This is a genomic window from Pseudovibrio sp. W74 (assembly GCF_001623085.1).
GTDB lineage: Bacteria > Pseudomonadota > Alphaproteobacteria > Rhizobiales > Stappiaceae > Pseudovibrio.
Genome location: NZ_LMCJ01000060.1, coordinates 176,271 through 195,400, shown reverse-complemented (window position 1 = coordinate 195,400; position 19,130 = coordinate 176,271). Strand labels below are relative to the sequence as shown.

The window sequence follows — 19,130 nt, the reverse complement described above, 5'->3', positions numbered from 1 at the left end:
ATGTTGAACAATAGGAGAACGCATTGAAATTAATCCATTTTTATTAGTTAGTTATCAGGTATTGCGAAGTTGGAACAAAGTGAGTACAAATAACTGACTTTGAAACTACGCGTCCATCGTGGAATAAGGGATGAGAACGTATGGCACAAACTTCACTTCGCCTTGTTGAGGGCAATCAGATGGACAAGAATAAAGCACTGGATGCAGCGCTTTCCCAAATTGAACGAGCCTTTGGTAAAGGCTCCATTATGCGCATGGGCCAGGGGCAGGCCGTAGAAATCCAGAGCGTCTCGACTGGTTCTCTCAGTCTTGATATCGGCCTTGGAATCGGCGGACTGCCAAAAGGGCGTATCGTTGAGATCTATGGACCTGAAAGCTCCGGTAAAACCACGCTGGCTTTGCACACAGTTGCCTGTGCGCAGCAAGGAGGCGGAATTTGCGCCTTTATTGATGCTGAACATGCGCTGGACCCGATTTATGCACGCAAGCTCGGTGTGAATATTGATGACCTGCTCATCTCTCAGCCGGATGCTGGTGAACAGGCACTTGAGATCGCCGATACGCTGGTTCGCTCTGGTGCGATTGATGTGCTGGTGATCGATTCTGTTGCTGCGCTGACGCCAAAAGCCGAACTTGAAGGTGAGATGGGCGATTCGCTCCCTGGCCTGCAGGCTCGTTTGATGAGCCAGGCGCTGCGCAAGCTGACCGCTTCCATTTCCAAATCCAACACCATGGTGATCTTCATTAACCAGATCCGCATGAAGATCGGTGTGATGTTTGGTTCGCCTGAGACGACAACCGGTGGTAACGCGCTCAAGTTCTATGCTTCTGTGCGTTTGGATATCCGCCGTATCGGTGCGATTAAAGATCGTGACGAAATTGTTGGTAACCAGACCCGCGTGAAAGTGGTGAAAAATAAGCTGGCGCCTCCATTCAAACAGGTTGAGTTTGACATCATCTACGGTGAAGGCATCTCCAAAATGGGAGAATTGCTGGATCTTGGTGTGAAAGGCGGCATTGTTGAGAAGTCAGGTGCGTGGTTCTCCTACAACAGCCAGCGGCTGGGGCAGGGGCGAGAGAACTCGAAAACCTTCCTGAAAGAGAATCCTGAACTGGCGGACGAGATTGAACTTGCTATCCGACAGAATGCAGGTTTGATCGCTGAAGCGATTGATGATCCGGAAAAAGCTGCGGAAAACCAATAGAGTTTAGAGGGGCTGGATTTATCCAGCCTCTTTTTTTGTAGGGTTTTATGGACAGATTTGCTGCATATGGCTAAAACGCGGCAGATACTAATTTTTTGTTGCATCGTTTTTGATGCGCATACCCTGCAATTTGGCGGCTGTGATTGTTGAAGTAGCTGCCCACTAGAAAACGAGACGGACATCAATACCTATGAGTGGCGTCAACGAAATTCGGTCGGCTTTTCTCGACTACTTTGCAAAGAACGGACACGAAGTTGTTCCTTCCAGTCCACTGGTGCCACGCAATGATCCGACATTGATGTTTACAAATGCGGGTATGGTGCCATTCAAGAACGTATTCACCGGTTTGGAAAAACGGGATTACGTGCGTGCAACATCTTCGCAAAAGTGTGTCCGCGCTGGCGGTAAGCACAACGATCTGGACAATGTTGGCTACACTGCGCGCCATCACACCTTCTTTGAAATGCTGGGCAACTTTTCCTTTGGAGATTACTTCAAGGAAAACGCTATTGAGCTGGCGTGGAATCTGATCACCAAAGAATACGGGCTGCCGGCTGACAAGCTGTTGATCACCGTTTATTCCGAGGATGAAGAAGCATTCAAGATCTGGAAAAAACTGACCGGTTTTGCTGATGAGAAAATCATCCGCATCCCAACCTCAGATAACTTCTGGGCCATGGGTGATACAGGTCCTTGTGGCCCATGCTCCGAGATCTTCTACGATCACGGCGAACATATCTGGGGTGGCCCTCCAGGATCTCCTGAGGAAGATGGTGATCGCTTTATCGAGATCTGGAACCTCGTGTTCATGCAGTACGAGCAGCTGCCAGAAAAGCGTATCGATCTGCCGCGTCCATCCATCGATACTGGCATGGGTCTTGAGCGTTTTGCTGCGATTATGCAGGGCGTGCATAACAACTATGAGATCGACCTCTTCAAGGCGTTGATTGCGAGCTCTGAGCATCTCACTGGTGTTGAAGCTGTTGGCAAAGCGCAGGCGAGCCACCGGGTGATTGCAGATCACTTGCGGTCCATGGCCTTCCTGATTGCTGATGGTGTTCTGCCGTCCAATGAAGGCCGTGGTTACGTTTTGCGCCGCATCATGCGCCGCGCGATGCGCCATGCAAACCTTTTGGGTGCACAAGAGCCGGTCATCTTCAAGATGCTGCCTACTCTGGTTCGTGAAATGGGTCAGGCGTTCCCTGAGCTTCCGCGTGCTGAAAAGCTTATTGAAGAGACTGTTCAGCTGGAAGAAAAGCGTTTCATCAAAACTCTTGAGCGCGGCCTTGGCTTGCTGGAAGATGCAACCAGTTCTCTGGGTTCTGGTGATCAGCTTGATGGTGAAACAGCGTTTAAGCTGTATGACACCTTTGGCTTCCCACTCGATCTGACACAGGATGCATTGCGTAGCCGTGAGATTGCGGTTGATACCGATGGGTTCAATACTGCTATGGAGCGCCAGCGTGCTGAAGCGCGTGCGGCGTGGTCAGGTTCCGGTGATGCTGCAACAGACGCCATCTGGTTCTCCATCAAAGAAAAAGCAGGCGCGACTGAGTTCCTCGGTTATGAGACTGAGAAGGCAGAAGGCGTTGTTCTGAACCTTGTGAAGGATGGTGAAGAAGTTACTTCTCTGAAGCAGGGTGAAGAGGGGTCTCTGATCCTTAACCAGACACCGTTCTACGGCGAATCCGGTGGTCAGGTTGGCGACTGTGGTACCATGGTTGCAGATGGTGTTTCCCTTGCTGTCACCAACACGCAGAAAAAAGCTGACGGTCTGTTCGTCCATTTTGTTCGTGTTGAGAGCGGTGAAGTTAAGGTGGACGATGCGCTTGAGTTGGTTGTTGACCATTCTCGCCGCAGTGCAATTCGGTCCAATCACTCTGCGACGCACCTGGTTCACGAAGCGCTGCGTGAAGTGCTGGGTACTCACGTTGCTCAGAAGGGTTCTTTGGTTACGCCAGAGCGTCTGCGTTTTGACTTTTCGCATCCAAAGCCTGTCAGTGCTGAAGAAACAGTACGGGTTGAGGCTCTGGCCAATGAGATTGTGCTGCAGAATGGCGCTGTTGAGACTTCTTTGATGGAAGTTGATGAAGCGATTGAAGCTGGCGCGATGGCTCTGTTCGGTGAGAAGTATGGCGATGAAGTCCGTGTGGTTTCCATGGGTACGGCAACCACTGGCGAGAAAGCCGGAAAGTCTTACTCCGTGGAACTTTGCGGCGGTACGCATGTGAAGCGCACTGGTGACATTGGTCTTGTGACCGTTGTTTCTGAAGGTGCTGTTGCTGCTGGTGTTCGCCGTATTGAAGCACTCACTGGTGATGAAGCACGCAAGTATCTGGCGGAGCAGGATGCGCTGATGCGTGAGAGTGCTGGTCTGCTTAAGGTTGCTGCGGCAGACGTTCCTGCTCGCATTGCGAGCTTGCTGGATGAGCGTAAGAAGCTTGAGCGTGAACTGACGGACGCGAAGAAGAAACTTGCGATGGGCGGTGGCAGCTCCGATGGGGATGCCGGTGTTACTGAAGCGGGTAAGTTTAAGCTTATGGCTCGTGTTCTTGAAGGCATCAATCCGAAGGATCTCAAGTCTGTTGCCGATGAAGGCAAGACTGCGATTGGTTCCGGTGTTGTTGTGCTGATCAGCAAAGCGGAAGACGGAAAAGCTGCGATCGTTGTTGGCTCGACCAAGGATGTGAGTGAGACAGCCAGTGCGGTTGAGCTTGTTCGTATTGGTTCTGCTGCTCTTGGTGGTCGTGGGGGCGGTGGCCGTCCGGACATGGCGCAGGCTGGAGGCCCGGATGCAAGCAAGGCTGATGAGGCGATTGCTGCGATCAAGGCTCACCTTGAAACGCTTTAATACCGAACCAAAGATCTAAGAGTTGCAAAGGGGGGATTTAATCTCCCCTTTATTTTTTGCCAGTTACTTTCGCCGGGTGCCTCTTTTTACGGTTTGCGTGGGCCTGTAAAATGGTGAAGGGAGGTTTATTGCTGTTGGGATTGCTTTATCTGTTTCTTCAAGTGCCCGGGAATTTTATTGGGGGCGTTGGTGGCACACTCCATCAAGTTGAAAGTTTATAATCTGCTGGAGCGCAGCAGTGCCGGTAACCGGCTTGCCAAGCAGATCGATGCGATTCTCATCATCTTTATTGTTGTGAATGTGGGACTTGCTGTCCTTGAGACGGAGCCAAGCATCGGAGAAGTGTATGTCTGGCAGATCTTTCTGCTGGATTTCATTGCTGGCTCAATCTTTGCCGTTGAATATTTATTGCGGCTTTGGGTTTCAGACCTGCATCCTCCTTTGAGGAAATATGGTCCGCTCAAAGCGCGTGCTGTTTATGCGATGCAGCCGCTCTCGCTGGTTGATTTTGTAGCTGTTTTGCCCTTCTGGCTTTCGCTGTTCTTCGCTAGTATCAGTTGGAAATCGCTTGTTATTTTGCGTCTGTTACGATTCTTGAAGATCGCGCGATACTCGCCTGCTGTTCGCTCTCTTATTTCTGCAGTGGTTGCTGAGCAGAGGGCGATTGTTGGCAGTCTGGTGCTGATTTTTGGCGTTGCTCTCGTGTCTGCGACGCTGCTTTACAGCGTTGAACATACCGCGCAGCCGGAGCATTTTGGTACTATTCCGAGTGCGTTGTGGTGGGCGTTTTCAACTCTCACTACGGTTGGTTATGGTGATGTTGTGCCTGTCACAGCAATGGGTAAAACCATTGCCAGTCTGGTGATGTTGATGGGGTACTGCCTGTTTGCGCTGCCCGTTGGAATTGTTGGCACTGCGTTTGCGCGTGAGATCCATAGCAGGGATTTTGTGATCACCTGGGGTATGGTGGCCACCATACCGCTGTTTGAGCGCCTGTCTGCGATTGAGATCGCTGCAGTGACGGAGCTTTTACATTCGCACAGTGTGCCTGCCGGACAGACCATTTGTGAGAAGGGCGAGGATGGTGACAGCCTTTACCTGATTGCATCTGGTGAAGTGGAAGAAGTGTTTGCTGACCACAGTATTTTACATGGTGAGGGTGAGCATTTTGGCGAAGCATCGTTGTTTGCTCACCGCAAGCGAACGGCCAGCGCTGTTGCGCGAACACCCGTTCAGCTCATGGTCCTCAAGATGGAAGACCTGCGCCGCTTCATGGAACGCAAACCGGCTATAGCAAAGAAGATCATTGATGAAGCCATTGATGAACGGAAGGGCCATCACACGGATGTGGAGTTTACTTCGTAGACTGGCCTTGGATGTACGGTGCAAGAACTTCGATCTTGTCGGTCCAGATGTATCCATCGAAGTTATCAGGCACCGCAGCAAGTTGGTCCTGTGTGTCTATGCCGCCACCGACACCCTGTAATGTGAATGGGCCGGATGCGATGACCTCGCTGCCATATTCTTTGAGCCTTTGTTGGAACTTATGTGGCCAGCCCCATACAGCCCATGTGTAATTTGAGGGAACGCCGATAACGGTGCCTCTACACTCTTGCGGGACGTAACCACTCCAGCCGAGAGCAATGTATGCTTTTAAGCAGGCTTTGGTTTGGCGTTTGTCGAAGCCTACGATTTTCTCCGCGTTGTCTGCAATACTCCAGGTGGGGGCGGATGCTCCATAGACGCCCCAGACTTGCGCTTTCCATTCAGGGTGCTTGTCAAGCTTCTCCTGCAGAAGTTCTGCCGAGAGCAGTTCTTTCTCTTTGAAGTTGATCAGGAATTTCTTGCCGGGAAGAGCACGGAAAACCTCTTCAAGTTCTGGCATTGCACCTATGCCGGTTCCTCTTAGAGGGTAGGTTTCTCCGCCATCTGCGGTGTAGCCATAGGCGATGTCCAGTGCTTTGAGTTTTGCAAGTGAATGAGATCCGGTGATGCCCAGTCCATTGGTGCGGCAATCCAGTGTCCAATCATGAAAGACGGCAAGTTTGTTATCTGCGGTTGGATGTACATCCAGCTCGACAATGTCTGCGCCAGCTTCAAATGCAGCTCGCATGGAGGCGATCGTGTTTTCCAAAAAGGAATGGGTAGGCGTGTTAATGCGCTCTGCTGTGCAAGTTTGGTTGGTCAACTCGTTGCGATGATAGGTCTGGTGGACGCCGCGATGAGCAATGAATCTGGGTTTGCCGGATGGAGTTTGGCCTGAAAGCCATGAAGCGTTGTAGAGATAGACCCCAGCAAAAGCGAGGAGGAGCAGCAGAACAATCTTTTTAAACATAAGAGGCGCCGGATTGGAAACAGTGACCGTCCGTTTAGGTTGAAAGCGTAATGTGTTCTCACTTAGGCGTTGTTTTGGCGTACTCAAGATTTCGGCATCAAGGTGCTGATGAACTCATGGAGAGTTTGCGGTAGTCAGGCAGATGCATGTTGAGATCTGGTCGATCTGTTCATCAGGGAGCGTCAGAGCGGCTGTTCCGCTCCCTGTGAGCCTTATTGGTCTGAAGCGCAGCTTAGGGTCACTTGCTTATCTGCGGGGGAGTAGAAGTAGTTGCAGTGTTCGAAAAACAGCTGACCGCTGTTAAATAGCATCGGACTAACATCCTGATGCCCTAAGGACCATCTGGCTGAGTGGCCGAGAGCCTGATTGCTCCCATAGCTTAGTGTCACCAGCGGTTCTTTGCTTTGCTTATTTACGTAAAGCTGCATCTCATAGTCTGACGTTTCAATCTGTCCGCTGTTAGGGCTGGTAGTGCAACACGGAGGCGTGGTCTTAGCTACTGAGACTATTCCATATGAAATACCAGTATCGGGGAGAACGCGGGCTGGTTGGGGACCGGTTGGCGGATAAACGACCTTGCCGTTGGATTTGCTTGTGATTGCAAAGGGGAGGACAGGTGCGACCAAAGCCGTTGGATTTGTTGGTGATGCCGATAATGGAAGCGTAAGCGTTTTGCCCAGATTGGGGAGCGGGTTTTGAGTGGATGTCAGATAGACATCTATGCTGCTGCTGTTTGAGTGCGTGCTTGTGAGGGCGTAATTCTGTTTCTCGAAAGGGACGCCGTTGTCGTCTACCAGATTAAGGAATGGATTTGTGGGATTGGCTTGATCTGCATCCACCTGGGAAATGCCATGGGGACTGTCAAAACCAACACCCATCATGAAAACCTTAGGGTTGTGGTTACAGGTGGGGGCAGGTGTCTTTGAGCAAGTGGGCTTGTTCTTACTGTTTGGGCAATGCTGTACGGCGGCAAAGACCGGAAAGTTTTTGAGGTGTTTTGTAGGAGCCTTACCGGGCGTTCCAAACGAGAGATCGCGATTGATTATGTATCCAGCATAGGTATTCCCTGAACTGGAGTAGGACAGGGTGGAGCAGGTGGAGCTGGCCTGCTCTTCAGCTGTGGGAATAAAAAAGCCAGCGGAGCCAACGATGCCGGTTGATCCTGTATCCATCACAAAGATCGAGTTCTTTTCTTCACCTGACGGGGTTGTAGTTTGTATTTCCAGCTGGAAGTACGGCCCAATTTTCTTGGCAGTTATGGCGTCATTATCTTGAGCTTGAGCAAAGTTCGCCAATCCCGTGCCGAGCAGTAGCAGTAAGAGTTGTGGTTTCATCGACTGGATCCTTTTTGATTACGGTAGGGCCGTATTCGTGAAGGATGCATTGTTCGGTACTCCCTTGATTTAAAGGGAATAGCAGACTTTCAATCGGTTTGCCCGACTGGCCTACGCAATTGTTTCGCACACAAAAAAAGGGTGCCCGGAGGCACCCTTTTCGTAAATCAGCGATTTGGCAGTACTTATGCAGCAGCCATAGCTTTCTGGAGGTTTTCGTCGACTTTGTCGAGGAAGCCAGTGGTGGTGAGCCACTTCTGTTCTGGACCTACGAGAAGAGCCAGATCTTTGGTCATGTGACCGCTTTCAACTGTATCGATACATACCTGCTCAAGAGTTTCAGCAAACTTCTTCAGCTCGGCGTTGTCGTCGAGTTTCGCGCGGTGCGCCAAGCCACGGGTCCATGCAAAGATAGATGCGATGGAGTTTGTGGAAGTGTCTTCACCTTTTTCATGCTGACGGTAGTGACGGGTCACTGTGCCGTGTGCAGCTTCTGCTTCAACGGTTTTGCCGTCTGGTGACATGAGAACGGAAGTCATCAGGCCAAGGGAACCGAAGCCCTGTGCAACGGTGTCGGACTGAACGTCGCCGTCGTAGTTCTTACAAGCCCAAACGTAACCACCGGACCACTTCATGGATGCAGCAACCATGTCATCGATGAGACGGTGCTCGTACCAGATTTTTTCTGCTTCGTACTTCTCTTTGAACTCAGCGTCATAGATTTCCTGGAAGATATCTTTGAAGCGACCATCGTATACTTTGAGGATGGTGTTCTTGGTGGACAGGTAACAAGGTACCTTACGGCCAAGAGCATAGTTCATGGAAGCACGGGCGAAGTCGCGGATAGAATCATCCAGGTTGTACATCGCCATTGCGATACCCGCTGAAGGAGCATCGAATACTTCGTGTTCAATCTCAGCGCCGTCGTCACCAACGAATTTGATGGACAGCTTGCCTTTGCCAGGGAATTTGAAGTCAGTCGCGCGGTACTGATCACCAAATGCGTGACGGCCAACGATGATTGGCTGTGTCCAGCCTGGAACCAGACGTGGAACGTTGGACATGATGATTGGCTCGCGGAAGATAACGCCACCCAGGATGTTACGGATGGTGCCGTTTGGAGAGCGGTACATACGCTTCAGGTCGAATTCTTCAACGCGTGCTTCATCTGGAGTGATGGTTGCACACTTAACGCCAACGCCGTGTTCTTTGATTGCGTTTGCAGCATCAACGGTGATCTGATCGTCTGTTGCGTCGCGGGACTCAATGCCGAGGTCGTAGTACTTCAGATCGATGTCCAGGTAAGGATGGATCAGCTTGTCCTTGATGAACTGCCAAATGATGCGAGTCATCTCATCGCCGTCGAGCTCGACGACTGGATTTGCTACCTTGATCTTCGCCATATTAGTAGACCTCGTGTTTTTAGGTACATGAAAATGGAGCCTGAAGCGGCTCGAATTGCCATGTGTATACACATGTGCGCAATTTAATGCCAGTGGAAATGCTAGCTCGGTTGGCTTGTAATACCAAATTCGTATGTTGCACAGAAGTGGTGTTTGCTAACAAACTGCAATTTCAACTGTATTTGCTCTCATGCATGGTGTGAGATGCTGTCTATAATCTTGCTGTACCTTTCTCCTTTCCGAGTGGATTGTCGATCATTCTGCTTAGGGCGCAAAAACTGATTACTCCGCAATCCCAAGATGTTATCCACTATGAGTTGCAATTGTGCAGTTTGTTCTTAACTCTCAAAACATATCCAATTACTCTGGCGACCTGATGGCGTCATAATTGGGACGCGAGCATTTTGTAGAGCGCGCAGGAGTCGGTTGCTGCGTTCTTTGACTTAGGAGTAAGGGAAGATGCGGATTGTTGTAACCGGTATGGGGGTTGTTTCGCCCCTAGGTGTTGGGATCAACCCGTTTTGGAAGAGACTGGTAGCTTCTGAAAGTGGTATTCGCGCTCTTACCAGATTTGATGGAAGCGAGCATGCTTGTCAGGTGGCAGGACAGGTTCCAACCATCGACGAAGATGAATTTGGCTTTGATGCCAGTGTTGCTATTCCTTTTAAAGACCAGAAGAAGATGGATTTGTTTATCCATTATGCTCTGGTTGCAGCCAAAGAAGCCGTTGAACAGGCTGGCTGGCGTCCTGAAACGGACGAAGAGAAGGAGAGCACCGCGACGATCATTGCATCCGGAGTTGGTGGCTTTCCAGCGATGACCGGAGCTACACGCACCGTTGAGACCAAAGGTCCGCGGCGTCTGTCACCGTTTATTGTGCCAAGCTTTCTGGCAAACCTTGCAGCAGGTCAGGTTTCGATTGCCAATGGGTTTAAGGGGCCGTTGGGAACGCCTGTGACCGCATGTGCTGCCAGTGTGCAGGCCATTGGTGATGCGGTGCGCATGATCAAGAGCGGTGAGGCAAGTGTCGCCCTTGCGGGTGGTGCTGAGGCCTGCATTGATGCTGTTTCGTTCGCTGGTTTTTCTGCTGCCCGTGCGCTGTCGAGTGGGTTTAATGATGAGCCTAGCAAAGCCTCTCGTCCTTTTGATAAAAACCGTGATGGATTTGTCATGGGTGAGGGGGCTGCGATGTTGGTGATTGAGACGCTTGAACATGCCCTGGCTCGTGGAGCGACACCGCTTGCTGAGATCCTGGGGTATGGTACATCAGCTGATGCCCACCACGTGACGGCCTCTCCTCCGGATGGCGCAGGTGGGCAAGCCGCGATGCGTAAGGCATTGAAGCAGGCAGGGATTAATCCTGACGATATTGATTACATCAATGCCCACAGTACATCGACACCAGTTGGGGACGCTGCAGAGATTGCAGGCATTCAGGCTGTGTTTGGAGATCGTGGGAAGGATCTGGCTGTTTCTTCAACCAAATCGGCGACGGGGCACCTTTTGGGAGCTGCCGGTGCTCTTGAGGCAATCGCTTCTATTATGGCACTGCGGGAAGGCGTGCTTCCTCCGACACTGAACCTGGAAGAGCCTGATGATGAGGCTTCCCAGTTTGATCTGGTGGCGAATGCGTCCAAAGAGAAAGACCTGAAATATGTCATGTCCAATGGCTTTGGTTTTGGCGGGGTGAATGCCTCTGTGATCTTTGGAAAGCCGAGCTGACAGTTGGCGACAACATAGTTTTGGAAAAGGCTCAGGGGTTCTCTGAGCCTTTTCTTTTTGCCACATTGTTCTTTTAGCTGCACCTTACTGACTTAATTCAACTCATGTTTCTTGTAGTTTTCGTTGATTGATTTAGGTGTTGCTTATATACGCAGGCTTGTTTGAAGGTCCTGTTCATCCTTCACGGATAAGATTTTAGTTCCTGCTCATGTTGAAAGTTTGATTGATGCTTAACCGTTTGAACAACAAGCACTATGCTTTGATCACTGTTTTGTTGCTGATCGCGACTGCCGCTATCCTTCTTGCTATGGGGCGGGAACCAATCTGCAAATGTGGGGTGATCAAACTTTGGTCGGGCAATGCCAACAGTGCTGATAGCAGCCAGCATATATCTGATTGGTACACGCCGTCACACATCATCCACGGCATGCTGTTTTATGCTTTGTTCTGGTGGATGGGCCGTCTCTTTACGGGTGGAGCAGGCTGGCCAATGGGCTTCCGGCTGGTTCTGTCGGTTATTGTTGAGGCGACATGGGAGCTTGTCGAGAACTCCAGCTACATTATCAATCGTTACCGCGAAGCGACTATCGCCCTCGATTACTTTGGCGACAGTGTTCTGAATTCCGTTTTTGATATTATCTGGATGATGTTCGGGTTCTGGCTTGCTGCACGGTTGCCGGTTTGGCTGACTGTTGTGCTTATTCTTGCTATGGAACTGATCGTTGGGGCGATCATCAGGGACAACCTCACGCTTAATGTGATCATGCTGGTTTATCCGTTGGATGCCATCAAAGAATGGCAGATGCAGGCCTATTAATTACAAAATTGTGCCGCGCTCATTTTAGATTGCGCGGCACGCTGTTTTTTGAATTCACTCTTCCGATCAAGTTCTCATTTGAAGCGCATTATGCTTTTTTATGCGCGGCCAGTGCTATGGCCACATAACTCCAACCGTTGAACATGATGGAAATGCCGGCCACAAGGCCCAGAGCCCAACCGGTTGAAGCAGGGAAGTCGAGCAGGATCATCAAGCCAGCTGCGATTGCTATGACGCCCGAGGCCAGAATCCAGCCCCAACTGGTGTGAGGTCGCAAACGGAATGAGAACAGCGCCTGTGCAATGCCTTGCGCTATGAAGACAGCGGAGAGCACGAGTGTCAGCGCTTCTGTGCCGGCGACAGGGTTGTAATAGATTGCTACCCCACCAACCAGTGCGATGATGCCGACTAGTGATTGCCCGAGGAAGCCTCCCCATTCTTTTACCTGCATGGCGTGCCAGAGTTGAAGAGCCCCGACGACTATCAGAACCAATCCAATTACCAGTGCTACTGCGATGGAGGACGCGTATGGTATGACCAACACAATCGTACCACCAATCACCATCAGTACTCCGAGCACCAGAAACTTCAACCAGTTGTCACGCACTAACTGCGTGAGGTCCGGGACATTTGGAGGCGGGGTGCCACCTGCGTTGGGTTCTTGTCCAGACATTGTCGTCGGGGTCTCCTTCGTAGAGGGTCATGCCATTCAGAGGCTGCATTGAAATGGCTAACACTCTAGGTAACAGCAAAACACAGCTTTACTCTTGATTGAATTCGCCGAATTTTACCCTCTTTACGTGATTGGTCAGAGTTCCTACGCCATATCATGTGACTGAGGTGCAGGTGGTGACTTGTCGCCGAGGGAAAACAGCAGGCTTATTTTGATAGGAATATGCGTTTGCTGAGACGGCTGGGAGGCAAAACGGCTCTGGTAATTTCCGGTGTGATCGGCTAGAGGATCCGCATGTCTGAAAGCACTCCTGAAACAAACAATGCCATTCCTCCTGTTGTCGTTCTTTGTGAACCTCAACTTGGCGAAAACATCGGTATGGTTGCTCGTGCTATGGCCAATTTTGGTCTGCACGACCTGCGCCTGATCAACCCACGCGACGGTTGGCCGAGTGAAAAAGCACGCTCAGCTTCCAGCCGGGCACATCATGTTATTGATGCAGCACGGGTTTTCGACAGTGTTCAAGAAGCTGTTGCCGATCTGAAACTCGTTCTTGCAACGACTGCACGTAGCCGTGACATTCCAAAATCTGTTGTTGGACCTGATGAGGCCGCGACTGAGAGTGTTGCCCAGGGCGTACGCGGGATTCCGTCCGGTTATATGTTTGGCCGCGAACGCTGGGGCCTGAACAATGACGAGGTGGCGCTTGCAAATAAGATTGTGACCCTTCCGGTTGATCCAACCTACGCGTCCTTGAATATTGCCCAAGCTGTTCTGGTATGTGCCTATGAATGGCGCCGTGTGGCGACTGCTGGTGCACTGCCTTTCTCCTTGGACGATTATGATGGAGAGCTTGCAACACAAGAGTCCATTCAACGGATGTTTGAGCATCTGGAAGCAGGGCTGGATTCTCGCGGGTTCTTCCGTCCTATTGAAAAGAAGCCAGTAACAATTCGTAGGCTGCGCAACATCTTTCAGAAAGCAGATCTCACCGAAAATGAAGTGCGTATCATGCGTGGTGTGATTTCCTGCTTTGAGAAGTATGGCGTGAAGGACAAAGATTGATGCTGACCGGCTCCCCAGTCGTTCCATTTCAGCAAATGCATATGCGGGCGGATACGTCTGGTCGTGTGTTGGTGTTGGATAGTGGTGTCGGGGGGCTGTCGGTGCAGCGTGAGATCAAGCGAATGCTTCCTGATGCTGCATTGTTGTATCTGGCGGATCGTGCTGCTTTCCCTTATGGCGACTGGGATGCGGCGGCACTGCGTGAGCACATCTGCGCATTGGTGCAGACTGTCAGTGAGGCGTGGCAACCGAGCGCGGTTGTGGTGGCTTGCAATACGGCCTCGACGCTTGTGCTCAAGAGCTTACGAGAGATGTTGAGCGTTCCTGTGGTTGGGACTGTTCCTGCTATTAAGCCTGCTGCAAAACAAACACAAAGCGGCGTTTTTGCAGTGCTTGCCACACCTGGGACTGTGAAGCGCGACTACACGCAGGACCTGATCATCGAGTTCGCGCCTGAGCACCATATTGCACTTGTTGGGGCGACTGGTCTTGCTGCACTTGCAGAAGACAAGCTGGCAGGCCGCGCAGTTGACCTTGATCGCTTGCGGCAAGAAATTGCACCTTGCTTTGTCGAGAAAGACGGTCAGCGCACCGACTGCGTTGTGCTTGGATGCACGCACTATCCTTTTTTGCAGGAAGAGATGGAGCTGGTGGCTCCCTGGCCGGTAACGTGGATTGACCCTGCACCTGCGATCGCCAGACGGCTGGTTCAGGTCGTAGAGCCGAGATCTGTGGCGACTGGGTGCGAGGATCTGTTTTTCCTGACCAACTGAGGTTCTCTCTTGTAAGCGTATAGGTTGCTGGAGTGTTGCTTGCCTTGGCTCAAATCCTCTCTTATTTAATTGGTTGTTCTAGGCGGATCTTGAATTTGTTTTGATACCCAGTCGGCACCTGCGGATTTGCTGGAGTCGAAGCCTTGGATATCATCAATACTGTTGTCGATTACACCAATACCATCCTCTGGAATTATGTTCTGCTTTATGGCTTGCTTGCCGTTGGTGTGTTTTTCACGTTTCGATTAGGCTTTATCCAGTTTCGTTATTTTGGGCAGTGTTTCAGCGTTCTTCTCAAATCGAGGCATGAAGATCGCAACGGGATCAGCCCGTTTCAGGCTTTGTGTACCAGTCTGGCGTCCCGTGTTGGCACCGGCAACATCGCAGGGGTTGCAGTTGCGCTGACGCTGGGCGGGCCGGGGGCGATCTTCTGGATGTGGATGGTTGCTTTGGTTGGTATGGCGACAGCTTATGCAGAAAGCGCGTTGGCTCAGCTGTATAAGGTTGAAGATGACGACGGCCAGTTTCGCGGTGGTCCGGCGGTTTACATGGCAGCTGGTCTTAAAAGCAAGTTGCTGGGTCATATCTTTGCAATCGCTTTGATTTTTGCTTTTGGCATCGTGTTTTCCGCCGTGCAGTCCAACTCCATTGCAGATGCTATGAATAGTGCATTTGATATGCCGGAAATCGTCACTGGTGTTGTGCTCGTTTTAGCCGCTGGGCTGGTCATCTTTGGTGGCCTGCGCAAGATCGCGCACTTTGCTGAGGTCGTCGTTCCGTTTATGGCGATTGCTTATGTGGTGATCGCGTTTGGTATTCTGGCTGCGAATTACGAAGAAGTGCCAGGCGTTCTGTGGAGTATTGTCGCGCATGCCTTTGGCCTTGAAGAAGCGGTTGGCGGGATATCTGGTGGTGTGATGGCAGCGTTGCTGAACGGTGTCCGCCGTGGTCTATACTCCAACGAAGCTGGCATGGGGTCTGCGCCAAACATTGCTGCGTCAGCTGTTCCTGATCCGCATCATCCTGCCTCTCAGGGCTTTGTGCAGGCGCTGGGTGTTTTCATTGATACGATCGTGATCTGTACTGCGACCGCATTGATTATCCTGCTCTCCGGTATCTACGATCCAACAACTGGTGTGACGGGTATATCGCTGACACAATCTGCGGCGGAGGCGCATGTGGGTGACTTTGGTGTCTACTTCATCGCTGTTGCGATCCTGTTCTTTGCATTCACCTCGATTGTGGCGAATTATTCTTATGCGGAAAATGCCATGATTTATCTGGAGCATGGCTGGAAGCCGGGGCTCACAATCCTTCGTGTTCTTTCGCTGGCAATGGTGTTTTGGGGTACTTTGCAGACAGTCGATACTGTATTCAACGCAGCGGATGCCGCTATGGCTGTGATGGCGACAATCAACCTGATTGCGATTGTGCTTCTGGCGCCAAAGGTGTCCTTGATTACCAAGGATTACATTAAGCAGCTTAAGGAAGGGAAGGAGCCTATGTTTGATATTGCCGAACATCCTGAACTTGCAGATGGTGTTGATGCTACGATCTGGAGCAAAGAGCGCGGTGAAGAAGCGCAAAGGCGCTATTGATAGTGCTCTTATTTCTCAGGTGCTTGCTGTCATATTCCGTTGACTCTTGCGTGTAATTTCAATAGGAATGCGCTGTTCATGGCGGTTCCTATGGAGCCGCTTTGATTTTACGCACCCGTGTGGTTCGGCATGCGCTATTTGCCAGGACCGCTGTCAATCTTTATGAGCCTTTGGGTTTGTGAAGGAAAAGGAGGGCGCGTTTCCTTTAAAATTACAGATAAACGCTAAGGAAACTGCGATGTCTAAGCGCCAGAGCGCCAAGTATAAACTAGACCGTCGGATGGGTGAAAACATCTGGGGTCGTCCTAAAAGCCCTGCGAACCGTCGTGAATATGGCCCAGGCCAGCACGGTCAGCGTCGTAAGGGTAAGCTTTCTGACTTTGGTGTGCAGCTGCGCGCTAAGCAGAAGCTGAAAGGCTACTACGGCAACATCTCTGAGAAACAGTTCCGTAAGACTTATGATGAAGCTTCCCGTCAGCGCGGTGATACTTCTGAAAACCTTATCGGTCTTCTCGAGTGCCGTCTTGACGCAGTTGTTTACCGCGCAAAATTCGTTCTCACTGTGTTTGCTGCTCGTCAGTTCATCAACCACGGTCATGTGAACGTAAACGGTCGCCGCGTAAACATCGGTTCTTACATGTGTAAGCCTGGTGACGTTATTGAAGTTCGTGAAAAGTCCAAGCAGCTGGCAATCGTACTGGAAGCAGTACAGTCCGCTGAGCGCGACGTTCCTGACTACCTTGACGTTGACTCCAACAAGCTGACCGCGACATTTGCTCGTGTTCCAGCTTTTGGCGACGTGCCTTACCCAGTTCAGATGGAACCAAACCTGGTTGTGGAATTCTATTCCCGCTAATAGGTTTGATCCTGAAGAATTTGATTTGGGCTGCCCTTTGGGTGGCCCTTTTCTTTTGGTGGTGTTATTCCTCCCGCAGCATATTGCATTCGCCATTGTATGATTGAGAACGAGTGAAGATAAGATAACGCCATGAGCCAGTTAAGCGCAGAACACGCCACTGATACAGCCGCTGAGGACAAGAGTTTCGATTCAGAGTGTCATCCACTTTTCCGTGAGGTGCCAAGTTCGGTTGAGTTCAAAAAACTGCGTAAACGGTTGCTGCGTGAAACTCGTCAGGCAATTTCTGACTATAAGATGGTTCCGGATGGGGCGAGCCCGGAGAAAACCAAATGGCTCATCTGCCTTTCTGGCGGTAAAGACAGCTACACTTTGCTTGCTGTGTTGATGGATCTGAAGTGGCGCGGTCTTCTTCCTGTTGACCTGATCGCCTGCAATCTTGACCAGTCCCAGCCGGATTTTCCTCAACACATCCTGCCCGAGTTCTTTGAGCGCTACCAGATCCCGAACAAGATTGTGCGCGAGAACACCTACGGTATTGTGACCGACAAGCTGCCTGAAACGTCTACTTATTGCTCCCTGTGCTCTCGCCTGCGCCGCGGTATTTTATATCGCACTGCGCGTGAGTTGGGTTGTGAGGCAATTGTGCTGGGGCATCACCGGGACGATGCTTTGGAAACCTTTATGATGAACATGTTCTTTGGTGGCCGCATGGCGTCGATGCCGCCAAAGCTGGTGAATGATGAAGGCGACCTGATGGTGCTGCGTCCGCTGATGAACTCCTCTGAAGCGGATATCGAGAAGTTCTCCAAGGCAATGGATTTCCCAATCATTCCTTGTAACCTGTGTGGCTCACAGGATGGCTTGCAGCGTGTTCAGGTGAAGAAGATGTTGCAACAGTGGGAGAAGGAGACACCGGGCCGGCTGGGCATTATGGCTCGTGCTCTGGCGCATGTGCGTCCATCTCATTTGCATGATGCACAGGCGTTTGACTTTGTTGGCCTGCGTCCTAATACGGGTGAGCAGGGAGAGAGTGATCCGGAGTCTTGCGCCGCTGCTGATGCGATGACTGAAAAGCTGTTTGGCAATGAGTTTTAGTCATTTGGCTTAACTGCTGTAATTCTAAACCGCTGCATCCTTTGATGGAGCGGTTTTTGCTTTCTTCCAATAGATTGATCGACTGCACTGGATAGAGACATGACACCACTTCGATTTCGGGCACGCAACACGGCTTTGGTTTTGCAAAACGTCTTTACTGCGCTGATGTTTGTGGTGTTCTCACAGTTGCGAGGATTTGCAGATCTCTCTCCGTTGCTTGAAGAGGTGTTTGGTATAAGCATCACCACGTTCTTTCTGATTGGCATTACCATTGCACTTGGCACTGCTTGCATCTTTCACCTTCCTTCGCTCAATTATGCCGAGATTGGAAAAGACGGAATTGTTTATCACCGTGCTCTCATCAAGCGTAGATTGGCCTGGAATGAAATTGAGAGTGTGGATGTAAAGCAACTCAGCTTTATGGGGTTTAAGCTGGCCAAACGCGTTGTGCTGGATTTGAAGGGGAAGCGGAAGTTTCCCTATGCTCAAGCCGTGCGTGGATTGGGCGTTGATGGGGTGTTGCCAGGCACCTACAAGCAATCTCCAGAAGAAATGGCTGAGCAAATCAACCAGTTTCGCCGTCTCAATGGTGTTTGATTTTCAGTGTTGCCGGAGATTCCCTGCGGTATTTTAAATTCTTGTTAGGTAATAAAAATACGTAAACTGCGAGAAATAATTGCAGAAACTACGCGATTTTACCTATTCAATAAAGATTGTATCCAGACCCTGTAACTAAAGTTGAGTTAAGACAGAATTTCAGCGATCAAGCCGCGGTTTAACGTGGCGATATTTTTTTGGTTTCTCGATGTGAATTTTCCACGAAAGGCATTGGAGGTAACTATGAATATGGTCATTGATGGCTTGAACGGTATTGGATGGAAAAAGCAGAGAGATACTGCTGATCAATCCTGTCAGTGCGGTTCCTGGAAGTTGCACTGGATCAGGCATTCAAAACGTGACTGGCCATCTACCTGCAGCAATGCAGAATGTCATAAAAAACCCACCCAAGGATCACACCTGAGATGGCTGAGCGGAAGTCGGGCTCAGATCGTTCCGCTGTGTGATAGCTGTAGCAAGCTGACTGAGCGCTTTAACTTACGAGACGGTGTTATCACCGTGGTGAAACAGCAGTATGAGTGCAGCTGAGTTCTCACTTCATCCCCCCATAGTACTTACAGGCGTCAGGGCCGTTTAGTAGAGACGGCTTTTGGAACACGGTTATGTGGTTGCACTCGTAACGGGCGAGGCCTTCCTTCGTGGTTGGCGTAATAGCCGCGGCGACTGCACCCATCGTGGTGCCTGTGATTACGCCTAGGAGCAAAACTCTCAGATAAACTTGCATCTTTCATCCCCCGATGAACTGTTGATGAGACTGTTTTAGCAAGGGGAATGTGAGAGAG

16 protein-coding genes are annotated in these 19,130 nt (G+C 50.7%); 11 read left to right on the top strand and 5 right to left on the bottom strand.

The genetic code is table 11. The features are described 5' to 3' along the window. The first annotated feature begins 140 nt into the window (after positions 1–140). From recA to PsW74_RS26020, 3 genes are all read left to right on the top strand, one after another. Positions 141–1,205 (top strand): recombinase RecA, encoded by a 1,065-nt coding sequence (recA, locus tag PsW74_RS26030; RefSeq protein ID WP_057462600.1) that lies wholly within the window; start codon positions 141–143, stop codon positions 1,203–1,205. 190 nt (positions 1,206–1,395) lie between these two features. Next, positions 1,396–4,056, top strand: coding sequence for an alanine--tRNA ligase (gene alaS, locus PsW74_RS26025; RefSeq protein ID WP_063289591.1), 2,661 nt, complete (start codon positions 1,396–1,398; stop codon positions 4,054–4,056). A 189-nt stretch (positions 4,057–4,245) separates the two neighbouring features. Beyond that, complete coding sequence (locus PsW74_RS26020) at positions 4,246–5,421, top strand: cyclic nucleotide-gated ion channel (protein WP_063289590.1); 1,176 nt, start codon at positions 4,246–4,248, stop codon at positions 5,419–5,421. Here the strand turns inward: PsW74_RS26020 and PsW74_RS26015 are convergent. The 3 genes from PsW74_RS26015 to PsW74_RS26005 all read right to left on the bottom strand — a co-directional run bounded on the left by PsW74_RS26015 (position 5,411) and on the right by PsW74_RS26005 (position 9,128). Continuing rightward, complete coding sequence (locus tag PsW74_RS26015) at positions 5,411–6,391, bottom strand: glycerophosphodiester phosphodiesterase family protein (RefSeq protein WP_063289589.1); 981 nt, start codon at positions 6,389–6,391, stop codon at positions 5,411–5,413. The genes PsW74_RS26020 and PsW74_RS26015 overlap by 11 nt on opposite strands. A 212-nt stretch (positions 6,392–6,603) precedes the next feature. Continuing rightward, positions 6,604–7,725 carry a hypothetical protein gene (locus tag PsW74_RS26010; RefSeq protein ID WP_063289588.1) on the bottom strand — a complete coding sequence of 374 codons (1,122 nt, stop codon included), beginning with the start codon at positions 7,723–7,725 and terminating at the stop codon, positions 6,604–6,606. 185 nt (positions 7,726–7,910) lie between these two features. Beyond that, positions 7,911–9,128, bottom strand: a complete 1,218-nt coding sequence (locus tag PsW74_RS26005) for an NADP-dependent isocitrate dehydrogenase (protein WP_063289587.1) — start codon at positions 9,126–9,128, stop codon at positions 7,911–7,913. Positions 9,129–9,587: 459 nt separating this feature from the next. On the opposite strand from PsW74_RS26005, the gene fabF reads away from it, so the two are divergent. Together fabF and PsW74_RS25995 are read left to right on the top strand one after the other, a co-directional pair. Then, a complete protein-coding gene (gene fabF / locus PsW74_RS26000; RefSeq protein WP_057462594.1) occupies positions 9,588–10,850 on the top strand; it encodes a beta-ketoacyl-ACP synthase II in 1,263 nt (420 codons plus the stop codon). A 226-nt stretch (positions 10,851–11,076) separates the two neighbouring features. Further along, positions 11,077–11,667, top strand: a complete 591-nt coding sequence (locus PsW74_RS25995) for a DUF2585 domain-containing protein (RefSeq protein ID WP_063289586.1) — start codon at positions 11,077–11,079, stop codon at positions 11,665–11,667. Between the two features lie 88 nt (positions 11,668–11,755). On the opposite strand, the gene PsW74_RS25990 is transcribed toward PsW74_RS25995, so the two are convergent. After that, on the bottom strand, positions 11,756–12,340 hold the full coding sequence (locus PsW74_RS25990; RefSeq protein ID WP_063289585.1) for an HdeD family acid-resistance protein: 585 nt from the start codon (positions 12,338–12,340) through the stop codon (positions 11,756–11,758). A 294-nt stretch (positions 12,341–12,634) separates the two neighbouring features. Here PsW74_RS25990 and PsW74_RS25985 point away from each other — a divergent pair, with 294 nt between their 5' ends. The 6 genes from PsW74_RS25985 (at position 12,635) to PsW74_RS25960 (ending at position 18,327) form a co-directional block, all read left to right on the top strand. After that, positions 12,635–13,405: an RNA methyltransferase gene (locus tag PsW74_RS25985; RefSeq protein ID WP_063289584.1), complete on the top strand. Its 771-nt coding sequence runs from the start codon at positions 12,635–12,637 to the stop codon at positions 13,403–13,405. Then, positions 13,405–14,178, top strand: coding sequence for a glutamate racemase (murI, locus tag PsW74_RS25980; protein ID WP_063289583.1), 774 nt, complete (start codon positions 13,405–13,407; stop codon positions 14,176–14,178). The genes PsW74_RS25985 and murI overlap by 1 nt, the downstream gene beginning before the upstream one ends. A gap of 152 nt (positions 14,179–14,330) precedes the next feature. Continuing rightward, a complete protein-coding gene (locus PsW74_RS25975; protein WP_193757778.1) occupies positions 14,331–15,776 on the top strand; it encodes a sodium:alanine symporter family protein in 1,446 nt (481 codons plus the stop codon). Positions 15,777–16,014: 238 nt separating this feature from the next. Continuing rightward, positions 16,015–16,632, top strand: a complete 618-nt coding sequence (rpsD, locus tag PsW74_RS25970; protein WP_063289582.1) for a 30S ribosomal protein S4 — start codon at positions 16,015–16,017, stop codon at positions 16,630–16,632. Positions 16,633–16,764: 132 nt separating this feature from the next. Then, positions 16,765–17,730: a tRNA 2-thiocytidine(32) synthetase TtcA gene (gene ttcA, locus PsW74_RS25965; RefSeq protein ID WP_063289581.1), complete on the top strand. Its 966-nt coding sequence runs from the start codon at positions 16,765–16,767 to the stop codon at positions 17,728–17,730. A gap of 99 nt (positions 17,731–17,829) precedes the next feature. After that, positions 17,830–18,327 (top strand): hypothetical protein, encoded by a 498-nt coding sequence (locus tag PsW74_RS25960; protein ID WP_063289580.1) that lies wholly within the window; start codon positions 17,830–17,832, stop codon positions 18,325–18,327. A gap of 553 nt (positions 18,328–18,880) precedes the next feature. On the opposite strand, the gene PsW74_RS25955 is transcribed toward PsW74_RS25960, so the two are convergent. Then, the gene (locus PsW74_RS25955; protein ID WP_057462584.1) at positions 18,881–19,072 is read right to left on the bottom strand and encodes a hypothetical protein; all 192 of its coding nucleotides are present in this window, start codon (positions 19,070–19,072) and stop codon (positions 18,881–18,883) included. Positions 19,073–19,130: the final 58 nt, after the last annotated feature.